The sequence below is a fragment of the Saonia sp. genome (genome assembly GCF_056326165.1).
Window position 1 is genome coordinate 17,321 of sequence record NZ_JBWFBN010000004.1, and the last position, 22,521, is coordinate 39,841.

A 22,521-nucleotide genomic window follows, 5' to 3' on the forward strand; every position below is an offset into this window, starting at 1 on the left:
GGCAATAAAACGAGGATATTATTTTAGGTATGCTTTTTGTTTAACTTTGCTAAAAAAGCATTAAATGCCAATAAATCTTAAACGAATCTTTTTTCTTCTATTTGCCCTACCCTTATTTTCACAGGTACAAGAAGAAATAAACCCACCAGAGAATATTAAATCCATCATTTTTAAGGGGCCAACAGAAGACCAATTTCCTATTGTTCAACTTGGGGAACCTATTAATTTAGAGTTTGATGACCTTTTGGCACAGGAGCAAGATTATTATTATAAAATAGTACATTGCGATTATGATTGGACACCTTCCTCCCTTTTAAAATCACAATATTTAAATGGTGTAGATAATCAACGTATTATAAATTATGGAAACAGCTACAATACACTACAGCCCTATTCCAACTACAATCTTACCATTCCAAACAACAATGTTAGATTAAAAGTTAGCGGTAATTATGTGCTAGAAATTTACAATAGTAGATACGAGCTTCAATTTTCTAGACGGTTTATTGTTTATAAAGATATAGCTAAGGTTGGAGCGCAAATAAAAAGGTCTCGGGATTTTGCATTTATCAATGAAAAGCAAGTGGTGCAGTTTACTATAAATTCAGCTGGGTTCCAGTTGGTCAATCCAAAAAGAGAAGTAAAAGTAGCCATCATACAAAATTACCATTGGCCAACAGCTTTGTATAATGTGGCCCCACAATACACTATAGGAACTCAATTGGTATATAAGTACGACCAAGAGACCAGTTTTTATGGCGGAAATGAATTCTTAAATTTTGACACCAGTGACTTAAGGGCTCCTAGTGCGGTTATTTCTAGGATAGAGTATAAAGAACTGTATCACCATATTCTATTTTCTGATAGAGCTCGTGCCGATAGGCCTTACACCTTTTTTCCCGATATCAATGGTGATTTTGTTATTAGAACGTTACAGGGAGATGATAATTCTAGAGAAGCAGAATATACCCAAGTGCATTTTAGCCTTCCATACACTCCAGACATTGGATTGGATGAAGTCTATGTTTTTGGCAAGTTCAACAATTATGACTTGAACGATGAAAATAGAATGACTTATAATGAAGAATCTGGCTATATGGAAGCAACCATAAAAATAAAGCAAGGTTTTAACAACTATAAATATGTCATTAAAAATGGGGACGGTATTATTGATTTGAATATCATTGATGGTAATTTTCATTTTACGGAAAACAACTATACCATAATAGTATATTACAGAAATTTTGGTGACCTTTATGACAGCGTAATAGGAATAGGCTCTGCAAACTCTAGGGACATAAGTAATTAGCCTATCTTTTACCCTTTAAACAAGATGGAAAACAAACCAACCATACTGTCCAAAGGAAGATACAATCTTAAATACAGAGGGACCAAGTGTTTAAATTGTGAGCATCCTTTAGATATGAGTGACAAGTATTGTCCCAGTTGCTCGCAGGCCAACAGTACCAAAAAACTTACGCTCAAAGATTTTTTTGATGAATTTTTTAGCAGTCTTATCTCTTATGACTCCAAGCTCATAAAAACATTTTCCGCCCTTATAACAAGACCAGGAAGAATTACCCGTGATTACGTTAATGGAAAAAGAGCTTCCTACACCAACCCTTTTCGGTTTTTGTTGAGCCTTGCAATCATCTATTTTTTAATGGTCAATTATACCGGGGATTTTGAAAAGCTTAATAATACTGCTGGTAAAGGAGAAAAAGCAAATCAAAATGTTGGTGTCCTTAATTTCAATTTTAACGAAGCTATGGAACAGGAAAAAGAGGCAAAAGAAGCTTTGGATTCTTTGGGATTGACAAAAACCATTAACAAAGGGATTGAAAAAGGAATTGAACAAGCCTCCAAAAAAGATTCCACCATTTTGGCAGATCCCACCACTTATTTTATTTCTTTAAAAGAAAAATCAGGTATAGATAGATATTACACCAAACAAGATTTTTTTGACCTTTTGCTAGATGAGGAAGTTATTTATGATTTTGACGAAGCAAAGGAAAAATACGAAGTTGAAGATACTGTTGAGAACAGGAACATGTTCAATATGGCTGTCAATATAGAAAAAGCAAAAACAGAACCAGGTACTTTTATAAGCTACATTGTTTCCAAATTACCATTTACCATATTCTTCTTTTTACCGGTCTTTACATTGTTCATTTGGTTGGCGTATATCAGAAAAAAATATAATTATACCGATCATCTGATCTTTAGTTTTCACAATCAGTCCCTGTTGTTTATCTTGCTCATTATTAGCTTTTTGATAGACACCATTTTTAAGGTGAGCAGTTCTGGAATTTTTCTTTTGATATTTTCCATATATCTGTACAAAGCTATGAGGAAATTTTATGGGCAGGGAAGATTTAAAACTATTGTTAAATATATGTTCCTTAACTCAATTTTCTTTATTTTAGCAACGGTTACAGTGCTCCTGTTGATTACAGGAAGCGTTTTAACATTTTGAGATTAAAAAAGTATGATTACACAAGTAACAAAAGGCATAAAAATATCCGTGGATACTAGTTTTGAAGGAACTTTCTTTAAAAACTACAAGATGCACTTTGCCTTTGGCTACACAATCACCATAGAGAACCAAAGTAAGGATTCGGTTCAATTGACCTCCCGTCACTGGTGTATTTATGATGCTTTGAACGAAATGGAAATGGTGGATGGTGAAGGTGTCATTGGAAAAAAGCCCGTTATTAAGCCTGGCGAATCCCATACCTATAGTTCTGGATGCCTTTTGGGTTCTCCTATTGGAGCAATGAGAGGTCACTACAATATGGTGAATTTTAGTTCTACCGAAAAATTTAGAGTCTACATCCCTACTTTTAAGTTTAGTGCTCCATTTGCATTGAATTAAAATTTTACTTCTTTATTCTTTTTTCAAAGCTGTTAGGTTTCACTAACTTTATCCCATAATTTGTTTTAAAATACACAATCATGGGTAAAGGATTTTTTCAAGTACCAACTGCATATAACGAACCAATAAAAAGCTACGCTCCTGGAACACCAGAAAGAGAAGCCGTGCTTAAACAATACAAAGCCTATTATAGTGGTAGTGTGGATATTCCCCTTTATATTGGAGGGCAGGAAATACGTACAGATAATACCAGAACCATGTCCCCACCGCATGACCATAAACATGCTGTAGGAAAGTATCATTTAGCGGAAAAAACACATGCAGAACTTGCTATTGCCACCGCTTTAGAATCTAGGGAAGCCTGGGCCAATTTAACCTGGGAACAACGCGCCGCCATTTTTATGAAAGCTGCCGAGTTGATTGCTGGTCCTTACCGTGCAAAAATAAATGCAGCTACCATGATAGCGCAATCCAAAACCATTCACCAAGCTGAGATTGATGCTGCTTGCGAGTTTATAGATTTTCTACGTTTTAATGTGGAATATATGTCGCAAATTTATGAAGAGCAGCCAGATTCTGCTGAAGGCATTTGGAACCGAGTAGAATACCGCCCTTTAGAAGGTTTTGTGTACGCCATTACCCCATTTAATTTTACTGCTATTGCAGGAAATTTACCTGCCAGTGCTGCCATGATGGGTAATGTAGTTGTATGGAAGCCAAGCGACCACCAAGTTTTTTCTGCAAAAGTAATTGTTGATGTTTTTAAAGAAGCTGGTTTGCCAGATGGCGTTATCAATGTTATTTATGGAGACCCTGTTATGATTACCGAAACTGTTTTGGCGAGTCCAGATTTTGCCGGCATCCATTTTACTGGCTCCACCTATGTTTTTAAAGAACTTTGGAAACAAATTGGCACCAATATACATACCTATAAAACCTATCCAAGAATTGTTGGGGAAACAGGCGGTAAAGATTTCATTATAGCCCACCCTTCTGCCAAACCAAAACAAGTGGCCACGGCCATTATCAGAGGGGCATTTGAATTCCAAGGGCAAAAATGCAGCGCAGCATCTAGGGTTTATTTACCAAAATCCACTGCCAATGAAATTTTAGAATTGGTAAGGGCTGATATTAAATCCTTTAAAAAGCCCGGCTCTCCAGAGGATATGAGCAACTTTATAACTGCTGTAATTCATGAAGGTTCTTTTGATAAATTGGCAAAATATATTGACCAAGCTAAAAAAGATAAAAATGTAGAAGTCTTTGCTGGTGGTGGATATGACAAGTCCAAAGGGTATTTTATAGAACCTACAGTTCTTTTGACCACTGACCCTAAATACACTACTATGGAAACCGAGCTTTTTGGACCCGTAGTTACTATTTATGTGTATGAGGACAAAGATTGGAGCAAGACCCTACAATTGGTGGACACTACTTCTGAATATGCCTTAACAGGTGCCGTACTTTCTACAGACCGTTATGCAATTGACGAAGCTACCAAAGCCTTACAGAATAGTGCAGGTAATTTTTATGTAAATGACAAGCCTACCGGAGCCGTTGTAGGGCAACAACCTTTTGGTGGGGCAAGGGCCTCGGGCACCAATGACAAGGCTGGGTCTGCACAAAATTTATTGCGTTGGGTATCTCCTAGATTAATAAAAGAAACCTTGGTAACACCAGAGGATTATAGATATCCATTTTTGGGGAAGTAATAATGATTAATTAAGCTTCAACATAAAAATTACTACGAGTTTAATTTCAAATAGCCTTCATGCACATTATAAATTTGACTTACAAAGTTCCTCTTGAAAAGGTTGACAAACATTTAGACAATCACATTGAATATTTAAATGAACAATATCAACTAGGGAATTTTCATGCTTCTGGAAGAAAAGTTCCCAGAACTGGAGGAATTATCTTATCCAAGATTTCTGATAAAAATGAATTATTAAAGATTATTGAAAAAGACCTTTTAAAATAAATGACTTGGCCAATTATGAGCTAACCGAATTTATACCAAATAAGACAAGTGAAGAGCTGAAAATTTTATTAGAATAAAAATAAGTACACACAAAAACACGCTTAACCTAACTGGGCATTACATATACAACATCAAAACCACTTATAAAATCACAAATCTCAAATAAATAACAATCCATCTTGTTAATTTATTACTTTTAGCACGACCCATAAAGGGTATTATTAATCCTAACCCTATAAAAATGAAAATTAAACTAGTATTATCGGCTTTAATGTTGACATCTGTTTTTGCACTTACAGCACAAGACAATTTGGTACAAGCTACCCTACAGGGCACATTGGCCTACAACCAAGGACAAGTGGTTTCTTTGGCAGAAGCTTTCTCAGAAGACCAATATGACTGGAGACCATCAGAAGGTGTTCGTTCTGTTGGAGAATCTATTCTACATGTTGCCAGTGGTAACTATTTTTTGGCATCCAAAATGGGTTTTACCCCTCCTTCTGATGTAGATTTAATGAATATTGAAAAAATAGAGGGCAAAGAAAACATTTTAGCTGTTTTAAAAAAGTCAAACGAATTTGTTCTTAAAAACATTATGCTTGTAGAGAGCTCTAAATTTGGTGAAGAAATAGACTTTGGTTTTATGAAAATGAGTGCTTTGAGTGGGCTTTTAACAATTCTAGAACACAATGGCGAACACAAAGGACAATTAATTGCCTATGCAAGGTCTAACGGAGTTACGCCTCCTTGGAGTAAATAATTATAAAAAAGTTTACTTAAAAGGTGCCTTTCGGCACCTTTTTTTATTAGTCTACCCTTTAAATTTCATGGGTAAGTACACTACTTTTTTAGTTTCAAAAAAATCGTCTTTAAAATACTCATGTAAATCAAAAATTTCGGCTGTTTTATAGTCTTTTAATTCTTCAGATAAATCGCCTCCTTTTAAGTAAAGGATTCCATTTTTCCTTTCGTGTAGTGATTCTTTTTTTATTTTTCCCTTTGTCCATCTTACAAAAGTGGGCATTGCTGCAACAGCTCTACTTACAATAAAATCGAACTGAGACTTTAATTCTTCAACCCTACCATGTACTGTTGTAACATTTGTCAATTGCAACCCTTCTATCACCTCATCTACAACTTTTATTTTTTTTCCAATAGCATCAATCATAGTAAAATGGGTTTCTGGAAAAAGTATTGCCAAGGGAATCCCAGGAAAACCACCACCAGTACCCACATCCAACACAGATGTTTTAGGTAAAAACTGATGTATTTTGGCAATTCCTAAAGAATGTAATACATGACGCACGTATAATTCATCAATATCCTTTCTGGAAACCACGTTTATTTTTTGGTTCCAGTCCTTATAAAGGTCCTCCAACTGTACAAAATGCACCTGTTGTAGTTTTGTTAAATCTGGAAAATAGTTGAAAATTATGTCCGCTTTCATTGATATTCCATTAATTTTGTCAAAAATACTATATTAGTAGACATTCTGCTGCGTTATAATTAAAGTAGCTTTATATAAAAACATACCAAATTATGGAAAAAGGACCTATCCGATTTTCTAGAAAAGATTCAACTCAATTCTTCAAAACGCTCAATCAAAGAGTAAATACCTATTTCAAGGAAAATAAAATAAAGAAAACAGGTAACTGGAAATTACATTTGAAAACCATTGTAATGTTCTGCTTATTCTTGGCTCCATATTTTTTAATATTAACATTAAATCTTCCTGTGTGGGCCTATTTATTATTAACCATTGTTATGGGAGTGGGCATGGCAGGAGTGGGCATGAACGTGATGCATGATGGTAACCACGGTTCTTATTCTAATAAAAAATGGATTAATAAATTAATGGGTGGCAGTATCTATATTCTTGCTGGTAATGTATACAATTGGCAGGTACAACACAATGTGTTGCATCATACTTATACCAACATTCACAATCATGATGAAGATTTGGAAGCAGGTCGTATCTTAAGATTTTCTAAACATGCCGAATGGCGAAAGCACCATAAATTTCAGCATTTTTATTCTGTTTTTCTATACGGATTGTTAACATTCAACTGGGCAATTACAACAGATTTTCAGCAAATGTACCGGTATATGAAGCGTAAGTTATCTTATGGCAAACTACCCAACAAAGTAACCAACTGGAGCACATTGGTCATCACCAAGATTCTTTATGTCTCTATTTGGATTGTACTACCACTAATCTTTGTTGACATTGCATGGTGGAAAATCTTGTTGGGGTTTTTTATTATGCATTATGTTGCAGGTGTCATCCTAAGCGTCGTATTTCAATTGGCACATGTAGTGGACGATGCAGAAACTCCGTTACCAGATGAAAGCGGTACCATGAAAAATACATGGGCCATTCACCAATTAATTACTACCGTGAATTTTGGCACCAAAAACAGAATTGTAAACTGGTTTACTGGCGGGCTCAACCATCAAGTAGAACATCATATTTTTCCTCATATTAGCCATATACATTACACAAAAATTTCAAAAATTGTTAAACAAACGGCTAAAGAGTTTAATTTGCCCTACAACGAATATAAAACTACAAGAAAAGCTATAATTTCGCACTTCAAACATTTAAAAGAGTTGGGCAAAAACCCTGCTTTACAGTACTAGCAAATTTTGACACTTATGAGTATTGAATTATCCGACAGGATTAATAGCCTAGTGCCTTCTGCCACCCTAGAAATGGCAGCTAAGGCTCGTGAATTAAGAGCTTCTGGAAAAGACATCATTGGTTTAAGCTTAGGAGAACCAGATTTTAATATCCCAGATTATATTAAAGATGCTGCTATAGAAGCAATCAACCAAAACTATAACTCTTATACTCCTGTAGATGGGTATGTAGAGTTAAAGAATGCTATTATTACCAAGTTCAAAAGAGACAATAATATTACTTATGATGCCTCGCAGATTGTAGTATCTACTGGCGCAAAACAAGCATTATATAATGTTGCCCAAGTATGCTTAAACAAAGGTGACGAAGTAATTTTACCATGCCCGTATTGGGTAAGCTATAGTGACATTGTTAAATTGGCAGATGGAATCCCTGTTGAAGTTGCAACCTCAATGGATACTGACTTTAAGATGACTCCTGAACAATTAGAAGCCGCTATAACGCCTAAGACAAAAATGCTTTGGTATAGTTCTCCATGTAATCCCAGTGGTTCTATATATAGCAAAGAAGAATTACGAGCTTTGGCAGATGTTCTACAAAAACATCCTCAAATTATTGTTGTAAGTGATGAAATTTACGAACATATTAATTATGGTGTAACTGCACATGCCTCCATGGGAGCTTTTGAAGATATGGTTGATAGAACCGTAACCGTAAATGGTGTAGCCAAAGCTTTTGCCATGACTGGTTGGAGAATTGGTTTTATTGGTGCTCCCACATATATTGCAAGAGCATGTAACAAACTACAAGGACAGGTAACCAGTGGTGCCAATTGTATTGCACAAAGAGCTGTGATTACTGCTTTGTTAGAATCTCCCACTCGTATTAAATACATGGTTGATGAATTCAAAGAAAGAAGAAAATTGATTTTGAATTTATTAAATGAAATTGAAGGGTTTAAATGTAATGAACCTGAAGGTGCTTTCTATGTCTACCCAGATGTATCCTCATTTTTTGGAAAAACATTAAATGGCACTACTATAAATAATGCCTCAGATTTCGCAATGTATTTATTGGAAAAGGCCAACGTAGCAACAGTTACCGGGGATGCCTTTGGTAATGGTAATTGTATACGCATTTCTTATGCGGCATCCGAGAAAGAAATAATAGAAGCCATATCAAGAATAAAAGCGGTAGTATAACAACTGCAAAACAATTAAGAAAATCGGCTTTTCGTTATTTTAATTTTAACTGATTGCCGATTTTTTTTATGTTGATTTCCAAAAATAGGGAGTCAATAAAATAAGAACAGTAAAAAGTTCTAACCTACCTGCAAGCATTAAAAATCCACACCACCATTTTCCAGCATCGGGCAAGCTATTAAAATTGCTTACTGGGTTAAGACTGCCCAAGGCAGGTCCCACATTACCCAAAGAAGAGGCAGCTCCACCAATAGCGGATTGGAAATCCAACCCTAAGAAACCTAAGATTAATGCTCCAATAATGAACAACAACATATAAAGGACAAAAAATGCAATGATATTATATACAATATGCTCTTGAACTGTCTTATTATTATACCGTACTGGAATAATTGCATTGGGGTGAAGTGTTCGTTTAAACTCTAACAAGCCATTCTTAATAATCAACAAATGGCGCATCACTTTAATACCACCCGCAGTTGAACCTGCTGAACCACCTAAAAAGAACAACCCAAAAAAGAAAATGGTTAAAAAGGGTGTCCAACCAGTAAAATCTGCACTTACAAAGCCTGTAGTAGTAATTACAGCTACAACCTGAAATAATGCATGTCTAAAAGCACTTTCCCCTTTTCCCAATACCATAGGGTGAAAATCTGATACAGGTACATTGGTGTTATAATAAATCACCAAAGCTGAAATAATTGCAAAAAGTCCTATAAATATTGCATAATATTTAAACTCTTCATCTTTAATAACCCGCTGTATTTTCCCTTTAAAAACAAAATAGCTCAGTACAAAATTACTACCTGCTAAAAACATGAAAAATATTACAATATATTGAATAAGAGGTTGGTTGTTCCAATACGCCAAACTAGCATTCTTGGTTGAAAAACCACCTGTTGAAAGTGTTGCCAAGGAATGGTTTATAGCATCAAAAAAAGACATTCCTGCTAGCTTCAACAAAATAGTTTCTGCTGCCGTATAGCCCACATAAATATACCATAAACGTTTTGCTGTATCTGTGATTCTTGGATGTAGTTTATCTCCTGCAGGACCAGGAGCCTCTGCAGCAAACAACTGCATACCTCCAATTCCCAATAAGGGAAGAATTGCAATGGCCAAAACAATAATACCCATACCACCAATCCAATGGGTAAGACTTCGCCAGAACAGAATTCCCTCTGGCATTGACTCTATATCATCTAAAATAGATGCTCCTGTAGTGGTGTACCCAGAAATGGTTTCAAAAAAAGCATTGGTGACACCTGGAATGGCATCAGAAAATAAATATGGAAACATACCAGAAACCGACATAACCAGCCAACCGAAGGTAACAATCATATATCCTTCTTTGCGCTTCACTTCCTTTTTATGGTCTCTGGTATAGAACATAGCCAAAACACCAATAAGCATTGTAACAATGGCCGCAAGGGTAATATCTAAGGTAACCCCATCTTTATAAATTCCACTGACCAAAGCAGCAATCAGCATAAAAAAACCGTTGCAGAGCAACAGCAACCCCATAAGATGTATGATTATTTTGGAGTTAAGACGCATTACAAGAACAGCTTTTCTATTTTTGGAATAGCTCTAGGCAAACAACAAACCACTACCCTATCACCTTCTAAAATTTTAAAATCCCCAAGAGCAATAATTCCTTCTCCATCCCGTACCACACCACCAATAGTCGCTGACCTTGGAAAGTCCAATTCACGGATGATTTTTCCATTTACTATAGAGGTAGATTTAACAATAAACTCTAAGATTTCAGCATTAAGATTGTTTAATCTAGTTAAAGCAACGACCTCCCCTTTTCTGATATACCTAAAAATATTATTTGCAGCCAATAGTTTTTTATTGATAAGTGTATCAATACCTATGGAATGAGACAACTGAAAATAGTCCATATTTTCCACTAATGCTATGGTCTTTTTTATATGCTTGGATTTTGCCACAAGACAAGACATAATATTGGTTTCAGAATTTCCTGTAACAGCAATAAAAGCATCCATGGATTCCAAACTTTCTTCATCCAACAGTTCCACATTGCTACCGTCACCATTAATAATTAAGGCATTTGGTAATCCGTCTGCAATTTCAAAAGCTTTTTCCTTATCTTTTTCTATCAGTTTAACATTAAATTTCTTGGAGCAAAGATCTCTAGCTGTTTTAAAACCAACCTTACTACCACCAAGAATCATTACATTTTTAATTTCTTCTTTTTTCTTTCCAGTAAGTTTATAAAGTTCATCCACACCACCTTTAGAAGTCACAAAATATACTTGGTCTTCTTCTTTAAAAACGGTATCACCCCTAGGAATTAGCGTGTATTGAGTACCTGTTCGCTGAATAGCTATAGGCATAAAATGTAGTTCTGGAAATACTTTTGCAGCATCCTTGACAGTTTTACCAACAAATGGTGCAGATTTTGGAAGCGAAACACCAACCATAATCAATGCGCCATCCTCAAATTCGTAAGTGTCGTTAAAAGCGGATTGATTAAGTAATAATTGAATCTCCGTAGCAGCCAGTTCCTCTGGGGAAATAAGTTCATCAATCCCCAATTCATCAAACTTAACCAAGTCTTTATAATCAACAAACTCAGTATTAGATATTCTAGCAATGGTTCTTTTACAACCCAACTGTTTTGCCAACATGCACAATGTTATATTGGTGGTTTCTGATGCTGTAACGCCAATTACCAAATCAGACTTTTCTGCCTGAGCGTCTAACAACATAGAAATAGACGTTGCATCCCCTTTTAAAACTCTAATATCCAGGTGACTATCTGCGTAGGTAAGGTTTTCTTTATTGATATCAATAAGTGTGATATCCTGAGATTCGTATGATAGTAGCTTTGCCAAATGAAAACCTACTTCACCAGCTCCAGCAATTATTATTTTCATTTGCTTTTAAAATTGTTCTTCATAGGTTAAAACCTATAATCTTCTAGCAATTAATTGTAGTGAAACAGAATGTATAACACTCTGGTATAGAACATATAAAAATTATTATGTTCATTCAACGGGGCAAAATTACGCAAATTTATGTTCCTGATTATATTATTCCGTTAATATGTGCATTACAAACGATTCTGAGCCCATGTTTTATAAAAGAATCAATCTGTCCTTGTATATTTGCCCAAAATAGTAAAATGGCAGAGAAGATTACCCCATATAAGGATTCCAAACTTGGCAAAAAAGAACAGGTAACCCAAATGTTTGATACTATTTCTGGGAGCTATGATGGTCTTAACAGGGTAATTTCTTTTGGAATTGATGTAAAATGGAGGAAAAGGGTTGTTGCTATACTTACCAAAAAACAGCCAAGTACAATTCTAGATATTGCAACAGGAACAGGGGATTTGGCCATTAATATGGTAAAAACCGGGGCCAAAAAGATTGTTGGGTTGGATATTTCTGCAGGAATGTTAGAAGTAGGGAAGAAAAAAGTAGCTGATAAAAATCTGGATTCCACCATAGAAATGGTGGTTGGTGACAGTGAGAATTTGCCTTTTGAAGATAATACATTTGATGCCATTACAGTTGCTTTTGGAGTTCGCAATTTTGAAAATCTGGAAAAGGGATTATCAGAAATATACAGGGTTTTAAAACCCTCTGGAACTTTTGTTGTGTTGGAAACCTCTGTACCTACCAAAACACCATACAAGCAAGGGTATAGGTTTTATACCAAAAATATTTTACCCTTAATTGGTAAGCTTTTTTCAAAAGACCAATCCGCATATAGTTATTTATGCGAATCAGCTTCAGTATTTCCGTATGGTGGAGCTTTCAACAATATTTTGAAGAAAATTGGGTTTATAGAGGTAGAAAACAAACCTCAAACATTTGGGGTTGCATCCATATATGTTGCAACAAAATAAACACATGAAAAATATTTTTCCCTTATTGGGGGGATTTTTACTTTTTTTTGCCTCTGTACAAGCACAGTTTAATGAGAAGCCCATTTTAAATCTTGAAAATGAGGATAAACCATTTTTAAATTTTGGGTACTTTCTAGGTTTTAACCAATATGATTTTCAATTTGAATATAAAGATGACTTGCCAGACATTTTAGTGGATAAATCTTTTGGGTTTAATGTTGGTTTAATTGGTGAAATGCGCATTAATGAGTTTTTGGATGTACGCTTTGAACCTGGCCTTCACTACACACAGCGAATATTAGGATTTCCAGGATTTACTGCAGAAAATGATGCCATTAGAGAAGTTAAATCTACCTACATAAACTTTCCTTTACTATTAAAAGTAAGCACCAAAAGATTAGGGAATTGGAAACCATTTCTTATTGGTGGTGGTTCAACCTCCTTAAATCTTGGGAGTAATGAAGATAGCTTGGACGACAATAGTAGTGGCACTTTTAGGATGAAAAAAATCACGTATTATTATGAGTTGGGGTTTGGAATTGATTTTTACACCCAATATTTTAAGTTTGCTCCTTCCATAAGAGGGGTTTTTGCTCTAAGCGATGAATTAGTAAGGGATATTGACCCCAATAGCCCATGGACAGGAAATATTGATGCTATGCGTACTCGTGGTATTTTTGTGAACTTTACTTTTGAATAGAGCTATCCTTTATTTCTTTTAATTTCATTTAATAAAATAGCCGTGGCTGTGGCAACATTAAGGCTTTCTGCAGTTTTGTTACCGAATTGAGGTATGCTTACTTTTTTGGAAATAAAAGCTTCTATTTCGCCAGAAATTCCGTTGGCCTCATTTCCCATGACCAATATTCCAGATTTTGGCACTATTTCTTTATAAACCACATCGCCATTCATAAAAGCACCATAAATATTGGCATTAGACTTTTCTAAATAGTTTTTCAAATCAGTATAAACAATATTTATTCTACTTATGGAACCCATAGTGGCCTGCAACACTTTTGGATTATAACAATCCACTGTGTTGGGAGAGCATAAAAGAGTTTTAATCCCAAACCAATCACACAAGCGTATAATGGTTCCTAAATTACCTGGATCTCTTACATCGTCCAAAGCCACTACCCAATCGGCAGCATTAATTTCTGTAGGTTTTGGAATATAAAAAACACCAACAACCATGTTTGGGGTTTGTAGGGAACTAATTTTTTTTAAATCAGTTTCTAAAATTAATTCTGCTACTTCTTTATATTTCTCAACAAACTCCGCATCAGTGCTATAAATAATATGAGGAACAATTTGTGATGCTAAAAGTTCTTTTACCACCTTTACACCTTCAACAACAAACATACCGTGTTGATTTCGGTATTTTTTTTGCTGTAAGCTTTTTATAAATTTTATCTGGTTTTTAACAACCATACAAATAATGTATTTTTGATTTCATGAATACCCAAAAAAGTCTTACTGGATACATAGCAAAAATAGGGTTATTATTACTATGTGTTGTCATTACTTCCTGTAATGCACTTAGAAGGGTTGGGGATGAAGAACTGCTACTTACCAAAAATTCTATTTATGCTGATGGTGAAAAAGTTACTAATGAGGATGTTCATAGCTTAATTGTTCAAAAACCGAATAGTACTTTATTAGGATATCCGTTACGATTGAATTTATATAACCTTGCCAAACAGAATCCAGATTCATCCTACCAAAACTGGTTGTACAAAAAAGAAAAGAGAGAACAACGACTAATAAATTGGTTGTCTAAAAAACAAGTTGATAGACTTGGAGAATCTTTTATGGTGAAAGGATACAGTGAATGGCTCAAAAATATTGGAGAGCCACCAGCTATAATAGACACTTCTAGAACTACCAAATCATTAAAAAGATTAGAAGCCTATTATGGTAGTAAAGGCTATTTTAACAACAAAGTAACTTATGATATTGTTCCCAATGGAAAACAAAGAGCAGAAATAGATTACAAGGTAAATTTAGGAAGCCCATATTTAATTGATTCAATTTCAAAAAAAATAAACTCGACCGCTATTGATTCAATATACAAAATACATACGGATGAATCTTTTGTGAAATCTGGCAAACAATTTGATTTATCGGATTTTGACAATGAACGTGAAAGGCTTACGGGGTTATTCAGGAATTCTGGTGTTTATAATTTTCAGGAAAGTTCCATTAAATATAACATATCCAGAGACACTATAGTGACCAATGGTGACCAAAAAATGGGCGTAGAACTTACGATTGACAATTTAAAAACAAGAAGTGAGAATACTTTGACAACATCAGAATACAAAGTCCACAGATTTGATAAAGTCAATATATATACCGATTACCTTTTCGACAATGGAAAAGATTCTCTCAAATCAATAGATTATGAAAATTTTACCATTTATTATAAGGGCAAGCTTCGTTACAAACCTAAAGCTCTAGCAAACGCAATTTTTTTGGAAAAAGATAGTGTTTATAGAGATATAGACAGGTTGCGTACCTATAGGCAGATAACTAGCCTGAACACTTTTAAATATCCAAGCATAGATTTAATCCAGGATAGCACCCAAACAAAGCTAACATCCAATATTTACTTAGCGGCACGTCCAAAATATTCATCTGAAACAAATTTTGATGTTACCCATTCCAATTATCAACTATTGGGTATTGCCTTTAGTCAATCTCTGGTCACAAGAAATGTTTTTGGGGGAGCCGAAACCTTAAGCCTTTCAGCTAGAGGAACTTTTGGTCTTTTAGGCGATACTTCATTATCAGAAGATTTCTTTTCAGAAATTGGTGGAGATATTAATTTGACATTTCCAAGAATTTGGATGCCCTTGTTTAATACTGAAAGGCTTATTCCATATTATATGCTGCCACAGACACGTATGTCTTTAGGAACCAGTTTTCAAAAAAATATTGGATTAGATAAACAAACTTTTAATAGCATTCTAAGTTATAATTGGTCTCCAAATGATTTCAAAAAAAATAATATTGAGCTATTAAATCTTCAATTTGTAAGAAATGTAAATACAAACAGATATTTTAATGTCTATCAAAATTCTTATAGAAGATTAGATGAGATTGCTGACCCATATCAAGATGATACTAATTTCAGTGAATTGTTCAATGAAAATGACGAGTTAATTGTCCCTACTGGCACAGATGGGTTTATTGATGAAGTACTAAACAATGGCTTAGCTCTTAGCCAAGATGACTTTAACACTGTAAGAAGTATTAATGAACGTAGAAACAGGCTTACAGAAAACAACTTAATATTCGCCTCTAATTACACTTTTACCAAAAACAACAAAAACGGAATAAACGATAATGATTTCTACCAGTTTAGATTTAAGCTAGAAAGTGCCGGCAATCTTTTATCGGCCATGTCCAATATTGTTACCTTTAATCAAGATGACAATTCCAATTTGTTGGTCTTTGGAGTCCCGTATTCCCAATATGTAAAAACAGAATTCGATTATATAAAACATTGGAACCTTAATGGACCCAATGTACTGGCGTTTAGAAGTTTTTTAGGAATTGCTATTCCATATGGAAATTCGGACAATATTCCGTTTACACGAAGTTATTTTGCTGGCGGGTCCAATGACAATAGGGCATGGAGAGTATATTCTTTAGGGCCAGGGCGAACCCAAGAAGTCAATGATTTTAATGAAGCCAACCTAAAATTAGCTTTGAATATGGAATATCGTTTCCCTATAGCAGGTGACGTAAAAGGAGCTTTGTTTGCTGATGCGGGAAATATTTGGAACGTTTTGGACAATGTAGATGATAAAGAAGCAACTTTTAATGGTTTTAGTTCCTTAGCAGATATTGCATTGGGAACTGGGTTTGGGCTAAGATATGACTTCACTTATTTTGTTATTCGTTTAGATACGGGTTTTAAAACATACAATCCCGCAGAAGAAGCATCAAAAAGATGGTTTAGGGATTATAACTTTGCAAATGCCGTCTTTAACATAGGTATAAATTATCCTTTTTAGACCTAATTATTTTATTACTTTTGTGGCATCTTTTTAAAAACTAAACAGACTAAAAAAAATTATGGGTCATAATATAAAAGCAGGAGTTGCCACAGGTGATGAAGTTCAAGAAATTTTTAACTATGCAAAGGAAAAGGGATTTGCCTTACCTGCGGTAAATGTTATAGGCTCCAATACCATAAATGGAGTATTGGAAACAGCTGCTAGCCTAAATGCACCTGTTATCATACAATTTTCAAATGGAGGTGCTCAATTCAATGCAGGAAAAGGATTGTCAAATGATGGGCAAAAAGCTGCAATTGCTGGTGCAGTTGCTGGCGCAAAACATGTACATCAATTAGCGGAAGCTTATGGTACAACTGTTATTTTACATACCGACCACTGTGCAAAAAAATTACTGCCCTGGATAGATGGACTTTTGGATGCTAGTGAAAAGCACTATGCTGAGACTGGAAAATCACTTTTTAGTTCACATATGATAGATTTATCTGAAGAACCAATCGAAGAAAATATTGCTATCTGCAAGGAGTACCTAGCCAGAATGAGCAAAATGGATATGACTTTGGAAATAGAACTTGGTATTACAGGTGGTGAGGAAGATGGTGTAGATAATTCTGATGTAGATGATTCTAAGTTATACACACAGCCCGAAGAAGTGGCATACGCCTATGAAGAGCTTTCCAAAGTAAGCCCAAGATTTACAATTGCAGCTGCCTTTGGAAATGTACACGGGGTTTACAAACCAGGAAATGTAAAATTGACTCCAAAGATTCTTCTAAACTCTCAAGAGTATATCTCAAAAAAATATGGTGTTGAGCATAATCATATAGATTTTGTTTTCCATGGTGGGTCTGGTTCAACAGTAGAAGAAATTAGAGAAGGTATTAGTTATGGTGTTATCAAAATGAATATTGATACCGACTTACAATATGCTTTCCTTTCTGGTGTAAGGGATTATGTTCAAGACAATAAAGACTATTTGCAAGGACAAATAGGAAATCCAAAAGGGAGTGACGAACCAAACAAGAAGTTTTATGATCCACGTGTATGGTTGCGTGCTGGGGAGGTTACATTTGTAGAAAGATTAAAGAAAGCTTTTGAGGATTTAAACAATGTAAATACCTTATAATAGAATCATTAGTAATTTCTTTTAATTTTATATTTGACGTATGACAGCATGGTTTAAGAGAACAGAAAAGGGAATACAAACAGCTACCGAGGAAAAAAAAGACACCCCAAAAGGACTTTGGTATAAGTCCCCAACAGGGAAAATTGTTGAATCGGAAGAATTGGCAAAAAACTTTTATGTTAGTCCAGAGGACGACTATCATGTAAGAATAGGAAGTAAAGAGTATTTTCAGATTCTTTTTGATGACAATAAATTCAAAGAGCTAGACGCTAAACTTTCTTCTAAAGATCCTTTAAAGTTTGAGGATACCAAAAAATATACTGATAGATTAAAAGCTGCAGAGAAAAAAACTGGATTAAAAGATGCGGTTAGAACAGCCGTTGGAAAATCCTTGGGAAAGGATTTAGTAGTGGCAGCCATGGATTTTAGTTTTATTGGTGGTTCTATGGGAAGTGTAGTTGGTGAAAAAATTGCTAGAGCTATAGATTACGCCATTAAAAAGAAAATTCCTTTTTTAATGATTTCTAAATCTGGTGGTGCCAGAATGATGGAGGCAGCATTATCGTTGATGCAATTGGCAAAAACATCGTCCAAATTAGCACAGCTTGCCGAGGCAAAGATTCCATACATATCTTTATGTACCGATCCAACAACTGGTGGCACTACAGCCTCTTATGCCATGTTGGGTGATATTAATATTGCCGAACCTGGGGCTTTAATAGGTTTTGCAGGACCACGTGTAGTAAAGGATACAACGGGGAAAGAATTACCAGAAGGATTCCAAACTTCAGAATTTCTTAAAGAGCATGGGTTTTTGGACTTTATCTCACATCGTAGAGATCTTAAAAAGAAAGTTAATTTATACATAGATCTAATACAGAACAATCCTATTAGGTCGTAAACAAAATAATTGTATATTTGCGCCCGGATTGAAAATCAATCATATACATAAAAATCATTAAAAATAATATTGGAATGTATTTAACTAAAGAAGTAAAAGCCAACATTTTTAAAAAACACGGCGGAGAAGAAAAAAACACAGGTTCTGCCGAAGGGCAAATAGCCTTGTTCACGCACAGAATTAATCATTTAACAGAGCATTTAAAAAACAATCGTAAAGATTACAATACAGAACGTTCTTTGGTTAAATTGGTTGGTAAAAGAAGAAGTCTATTAGATTATTTAATTAAGAAAGATATTGTTAGGTATCGTGCCATAATTAAAGAATTAAATATTAGAAAATAATAAAAAAGGGGAAGCTTAGCTTCCCCTTTTTTCAACATAAAGTCCTGATTTTAGATAAAGTTGGGCAACACAAAAAGCTGCATTTAGTTTTTCATTGGTCAACACAACAACACAACCCGACCGTCAGGCAGACGGTAGACCAAATGTTTAACAGACCTATACATATAACAATAGGTTGAAACAATTTTTTATGATTCCAAAAACTTTTAAAGAGGTCATAGACCTTGGTGATGGTAGAGAAATTTCTATCGAAACCGGAAAATTGGCAAAACAGGCGCATGGTTCTGTAGTTGTCCAATCTGGAAAATGTATGTTATTATGTACAGTGGTTTCCAATTACAAGCAAAGCGATGTAGATTTTTTACCTCTAACGGTAGATTATCGTGAAAAGTTTGCTGCTTCAGGCCGTTATCCTGGTGGTTTCTTCAAAAGAGAAGCAAGACCTAGTGATGGTGAAGTATTGACTATGAGATTGGTAGACAGAGTTTTACGTCCATTATTCCCAAAAGATTATCATGCTGAAACACAAGTAATGATTCAGTTAATGTCTCACGATGATGATGTAATGCCAGATGCTATGGCAGGATTGGCAGCATCTGCAGCTATTCAATTATCAGACTTTCCATTTGAATGTGCTATATCAGAAGTTCGTGTTGGTAGAATCAATGGTGAGTTTATCATCAACCCAAGTAGGGCGCAATTAGAAGAAAGTGATATCGATATGGTTATTGGTGCTTCTGCAGATTCTGTGATGATGGTAGAAGGTGAAATGGATGAAATTTCTGAGGAAGAAATGGTTGAAGCCATAAAAGCTGCTCACGAAGCCATAAAAGTACAATGTGCTGCACAAATTAAATTGGCAGAAGCTTTTGGCAAGAAAGAAGTTCGTGAATATGAGCCAGAAAGAGAAGATGAAGATGTGGCTAAGAAAATTCATGACATGGTATATGATAAAGTATATGCCATTGCAAAGGCAGGTTCTGCAAAGCACGAAAGAAGTGCTGCTTTTTCAGAAATAAAGGAAGAGATTAAAACATCATTCTCCGAAGAAGAAATAGAAGATTTTGGAGATTTAGTTTCCAAATATTACTACAAAGCAGAAAAAGCTGCTGTTCGTGATCTTACTTTAAATGAAGGTTTACGTTTGGATGGTCGTAAGACCGATGAAATTCGTCCTATTTGGTGTGAGGTAGATTATTTACCTTCTACTCACGGTTCTGCCATATTCACAAGAGGAGAAACTCAAGCTTTGGCAACAGTAACCTTAGGAACTTCTAGGGAAGCAAATCAAATAGATATGCCATCCTATGAAGGTGAAGAAACATTCTATTTGCATTATAACTTTCCTCCTTTTTCAACAGGAGAGGCAAGACCTATTAGGGGAACATCTCGTAGAGAAGTTGGGCATGGTAACTTGGCACAACGTGCTTTAAAAGGAATGGTTCCAGAAGATTGTCCTTATACAGTACGTGTTGTTTCCGAAGTATTGGAATCCAATGGTTCATCTTCCATGGCAACAGTTTGTAGTGGTACTATGGCATTAATGGATGCTGGTGTGCAATTAAAGAAGCCTGTTTCTGGTATTGCTATGGGATTGATTTCTGATGCAGATTCTGGAAAATATGCTGTTTTGTCTGATATTTTAGGTGATGAAGATCATTTGGGAGATATGGACTTTAAAGTAACTGGAACTGCTGATGGCATTACAGCTTGTCAAATGGACATTAAAGTAAAAGGACTTTCCTACGAAATTCTTGTAAATGCTTTAAAACAAGCGCAAGCAGGTCGTATACATATTCTAGGCAAATTGACTGATACTATTGCTGCTCCGAATGCCGATGTTAAACCGCATTCTCCAAAAATGGTAACAGCTCGCATACCTAATGAATATATTGGTGCTTTAATTGGTCCAGGTGGAAAAGTAATACAAGAACTTCAAAAAGAAACAGGGTGTACAATTGTTATTAATGAAGATCCGGTTACTGAAGAAGGTATTGTTGAAATACTTGGAACAGGGCAAGAAGGAATTGATGCTGTTTTAGCCAAAATTGACTCATTGACATTTAAACCAGAAGTAGGCAGTGTTTATGAGGTAAAAGTCATAAAAATGTTAGACTTTGGTGCCGTGGTTGAATATATGGAAGCTCCAGGAAATGAAGTTTTACTTCATGTATCTGAACTAGCATGGGAACGCACAGAAAATGTTTCTGATGTAGTGAACATGGGTGATGTGTTTGATGTTAAATACTTTGGTCTTGATAAAAGAACTAGAAAAGACAAAGTTTCTCGCAAAGCATTGCTTCCAAAACCAGAAGGTTATGTAGAAAGACCACCAAGAACTGATCGCGATAACAATCGTGGACGAGGTGGAAATGATAGAAATAGAGATAGAGACCGTAAACCAAGAAGAGATTAAAACTTCCTAGTTTGCCGAAATTATAAAGCCCTTAATTCATTTTAAGGGCTTTTTTTATGCATTTTAACCATAAAATTGAAATTTAGTAACCCTTTTGTAACATTTCTAGAATTTCTACGTATAAGTATATGCAGTCTATGCAAATTGAACTTAATTTATTTTAATGAGACAGCTTAAGATTACAAAACAGGTTACCAATAGGGAAACCGCATCTTTGGACAAGTACTTGCAAGAAATTGGCAAAGTAGATCTTATTACCGCAGACGAAGAAGTAGAATTGGCACAACGTATCAAGGCAGGCGACCAGATCGCTCTTGAAAAACTAACAAAAGCCAATCTAAGATTTGTGGTATCGGTCGCTAAACAGTACCAAAACCAAGGGCTTACTTTACCGGATTTAATTAACGAGGGAAACCTTGGCCTAATTAAAGCTGCACAACGATTTGACGAAACTAGAGGTTTTAAATTTATTTCTTATGCCGTATGGTGGATTCGTCAATCTATTTTACAAGCATTGGCAGAGCAATCTAGAATTGTACGTTTGCCTTTGAACAAAATCGGTTCTATTAACAAGATTAATAAAACCTTTGCTTTCTTGGAGCAAGCTCATGAGCGTATGCCATCAGCTGAAGAAATTGCCAAGGAGCTAGACATGACAGTTGATGATGTAAAACAATCATTAAAAAATTCTGGCCGCCATGTATCCATGGATGCACCTTTAATTGATGGAGAAGATTCTAACCTTTACGATGTATTACGTAGTGGCGAGTCTCCAAATCCAGATAGAGAATTGTTGCACGAGTCTTTAAGAACTGAAATAGAAAGAGCTTTGGAAACATTGACTCCAAGAGAGGCGGATGTTATTCGTTTATATTTTGGTTTGGCAGGACAACATTCTATGACCTTAGAAGAAATTGGTGAAACTTTTGATCTTACAAGAGAAAGAGTTCGTCAAATTAAAGAAAAGGCCATTAGAAGGCTTAAACATACATCTAGAAGTAAGATTTTAAAGACATATCTTGGATAACCAAGAATAAATTACAAGTAAAATATGTGCTAAATTGGAAATTTGGCATATAAATTGTAATTTTAACAGTAACAACAGTTTATCATGACTGTTCGTTTTT

At 35.1% G+C, this 22,521-nt stretch carries 20 protein-coding genes; 16 read left to right on the top strand and 4 right to left on the bottom strand.

Going from position 1 to position 22,521, the window contains the following annotated elements; all coding sequences use genetic code 11:
- Positions 1 to 64: 64 nt before the first annotated feature.
- The 6 genes from AC000W_RS05175 to AC000W_RS05200 all read left to right on the top strand — a co-directional run bounded on the left by AC000W_RS05175 (position 65) and on the right by AC000W_RS05200 (position 5,616).
- Positions 65 to 1,309: a type IX secretion system plug protein gene (locus AC000W_RS05175; protein WP_474746608.1), complete on the top strand. Its 1,245-nt coding sequence runs from the start codon at positions 65 to 67 to the stop codon at positions 1,307 to 1,309.
- Positions 1,310 to 1,333: 24 nt separating this feature from the next.
- On the top strand, positions 1,334 to 2,476 hold the full coding sequence (locus AC000W_RS05180; protein ID WP_474746610.1) for a DUF3667 domain-containing protein: 1,143 nt from the start codon (positions 1,334 to 1,336) through the stop codon (positions 2,474 to 2,476).
- Positions 2,477 to 2,488: 12 nt separating this feature from the next.
- Positions 2,489 to 2,875, top strand: a complete 387-nt coding sequence (apaG, locus tag AC000W_RS05185) for a Co2+/Mg2+ efflux protein ApaG (protein WP_474746611.1) — start codon at positions 2,489 to 2,491, stop codon at positions 2,873 to 2,875.
- 80 nt (positions 2,876 to 2,955) lie between these two features.
- Positions 2,956 to 4,587 carry an L-glutamate gamma-semialdehyde dehydrogenase gene (pruA, locus tag AC000W_RS05190; protein ID WP_474746613.1) on the top strand — a complete coding sequence of 544 codons (1,632 nt, stop codon included), beginning with the start codon at positions 2,956 to 2,958 and terminating at the stop codon, positions 4,585 to 4,587.
- Positions 4,588 to 4,646: 59 nt separating this feature from the next.
- Entirely contained in the window at positions 4,647 to 4,856 is a 210-nt protein-coding gene (locus tag AC000W_RS05195; RefSeq protein ID WP_474746614.1) for a YciI family protein, read from the top strand.
- 241 nt (positions 4,857 to 5,097) lie between these two features.
- Positions 5,098 to 5,616, top strand: a complete 519-nt coding sequence (locus AC000W_RS05200) for a DinB family protein (RefSeq protein ID WP_474746615.1) — start codon at positions 5,098 to 5,100, stop codon at positions 5,614 to 5,616.
- A gap of 51 nt (positions 5,617 to 5,667) precedes the next feature.
- On the opposite strand, the gene rsmG is transcribed toward AC000W_RS05200, so the two are convergent.
- On the bottom strand, positions 5,668 to 6,303 hold the full coding sequence (rsmG, locus tag AC000W_RS05205; RefSeq protein WP_474746617.1) for a 16S rRNA (guanine(527)-N(7))-methyltransferase RsmG: 636 nt from the start codon (positions 6,301 to 6,303) through the stop codon (positions 5,668 to 5,670).
- A gap of 92 nt (positions 6,304 to 6,395) precedes the next feature.
- Between rsmG and AC000W_RS05210 the strand changes: the two genes are divergently transcribed.
- Positions 6,396 to 7,496 carry a fatty acid desaturase family protein gene (locus AC000W_RS05210; protein ID WP_474746618.1) on the top strand — a complete coding sequence of 367 codons (1,101 nt, stop codon included), beginning with the start codon at positions 6,396 to 6,398 and terminating at the stop codon, positions 7,494 to 7,496.
- Between the two features lie 15 nt (positions 7,497 to 7,511).
- Entirely contained in the window at positions 7,512 to 8,699 is a 1,188-nt protein-coding gene (locus AC000W_RS05215; RefSeq protein WP_474746619.1) for a pyridoxal phosphate-dependent aminotransferase, read from the top strand.
- Positions 8,700 to 8,765: 66 nt separating this feature from the next.
- Here the strand turns inward: AC000W_RS05215 and AC000W_RS05220 are convergent, their stop codons facing one another.
- Both AC000W_RS05220 and trkA read right to left on the bottom strand, forming a co-directional pair.
- On the bottom strand, positions 8,766 to 10,256 hold the full coding sequence (locus AC000W_RS05220; protein WP_474746621.1) for a TrkH family potassium uptake protein: 1,491 nt from the start codon (positions 10,254 to 10,256) through the stop codon (positions 8,766 to 8,768).
- A complete protein-coding gene (gene trkA / locus AC000W_RS05225) occupies positions 10,256 to 11,605 on the bottom strand; it encodes a Trk system potassium transporter TrkA (protein ID WP_474746622.1) in 1,350 nt (449 codons plus the stop codon). Before trkA ends, AC000W_RS05220 begins: the two co-directional genes overlap by 1 nt.
- Before the next feature lie 248 nt (positions 11,606 to 11,853).
- On the opposite strand from trkA, the gene ubiE reads away from it, so the two are divergent.
- Positions 11,854 to 12,582 (top strand): bifunctional demethylmenaquinone methyltransferase/2-methoxy-6-polyprenyl-1,4-benzoquinol methylase UbiE, encoded by a 729-nt coding sequence (ubiE, locus tag AC000W_RS05230; RefSeq protein WP_474746623.1) that lies wholly within the window; start codon positions 11,854 to 11,856, stop codon positions 12,580 to 12,582.
- Between the two features lie 4 nt (positions 12,583 to 12,586).
- Positions 12,587 to 13,282, top strand: a complete 696-nt coding sequence (porT, locus tag AC000W_RS05235; protein WP_474746625.1) for a type IX secretion/gliding motility protein PorT/SprT — start codon at positions 12,587 to 12,589, stop codon at positions 13,280 to 13,282.
- A gap of 2 nt (positions 13,283 to 13,284) precedes the next feature.
- On the opposite strand, the gene AC000W_RS05240 is transcribed toward porT, so the two are convergent.
- The gene (locus AC000W_RS05240) at positions 13,285 to 14,013 is read right to left on the bottom strand and encodes a TrmH family RNA methyltransferase (protein ID WP_474746626.1); all 729 of its coding nucleotides are present in this window, start codon (positions 14,011 to 14,013) and stop codon (positions 13,285 to 13,287) included.
- Between the two features lie 23 nt (positions 14,014 to 14,036).
- On the opposite strand from AC000W_RS05240, the gene tamL reads away from it, so the two are divergent.
- From tamL to AC000W_RS05270, 6 genes are all read left to right on the top strand, one after another.
- Positions 14,037 to 16,604, top strand: a complete 2,568-nt coding sequence (gene tamL, locus AC000W_RS05245; RefSeq protein ID WP_474746627.1) for a translocation and assembly module lipoprotein TamL — start codon at positions 14,037 to 14,039, stop codon at positions 16,602 to 16,604.
- Between the two features lie 61 nt (positions 16,605 to 16,665).
- Positions 16,666 to 17,733: a class II fructose-bisphosphate aldolase gene (gene fbaA / locus AC000W_RS05250; RefSeq protein WP_474746629.1), complete on the top strand. Its 1,068-nt coding sequence runs from the start codon at positions 16,666 to 16,668 to the stop codon at positions 17,731 to 17,733.
- A 40-nt stretch (positions 17,734 to 17,773) separates the two neighbouring features.
- A complete protein-coding gene (gene accD, locus AC000W_RS05255) occupies positions 17,774 to 18,634 on the top strand; it encodes an acetyl-CoA carboxylase, carboxyltransferase subunit beta (RefSeq protein ID WP_474746630.1) in 861 nt (286 codons plus the stop codon).
- A gap of 74 nt (positions 18,635 to 18,708) precedes the next feature.
- A complete protein-coding gene (gene rpsO / locus AC000W_RS05260) occupies positions 18,709 to 18,978 on the top strand; it encodes a 30S ribosomal protein S15 (RefSeq protein WP_474746632.1) in 270 nt (89 codons plus the stop codon).
- A 190-nt stretch (positions 18,979 to 19,168) separates the two neighbouring features.
- A complete protein-coding gene (locus AC000W_RS05265) occupies positions 19,169 to 21,394 on the top strand; it encodes a polyribonucleotide nucleotidyltransferase (RefSeq protein ID WP_474746633.1) in 2,226 nt (741 codons plus the stop codon).
- 163 nt (positions 21,395 to 21,557) lie between these two features.
- The gene (locus AC000W_RS05270) at positions 21,558 to 22,421 is read left to right on the top strand and encodes a sigma-70 family RNA polymerase sigma factor (protein WP_167961952.1); all 864 of its coding nucleotides are present in this window, start codon (positions 21,558 to 21,560) and stop codon (positions 22,419 to 22,421) included.
- Positions 22,422 to 22,521 lie beyond the last annotated feature (100 nt).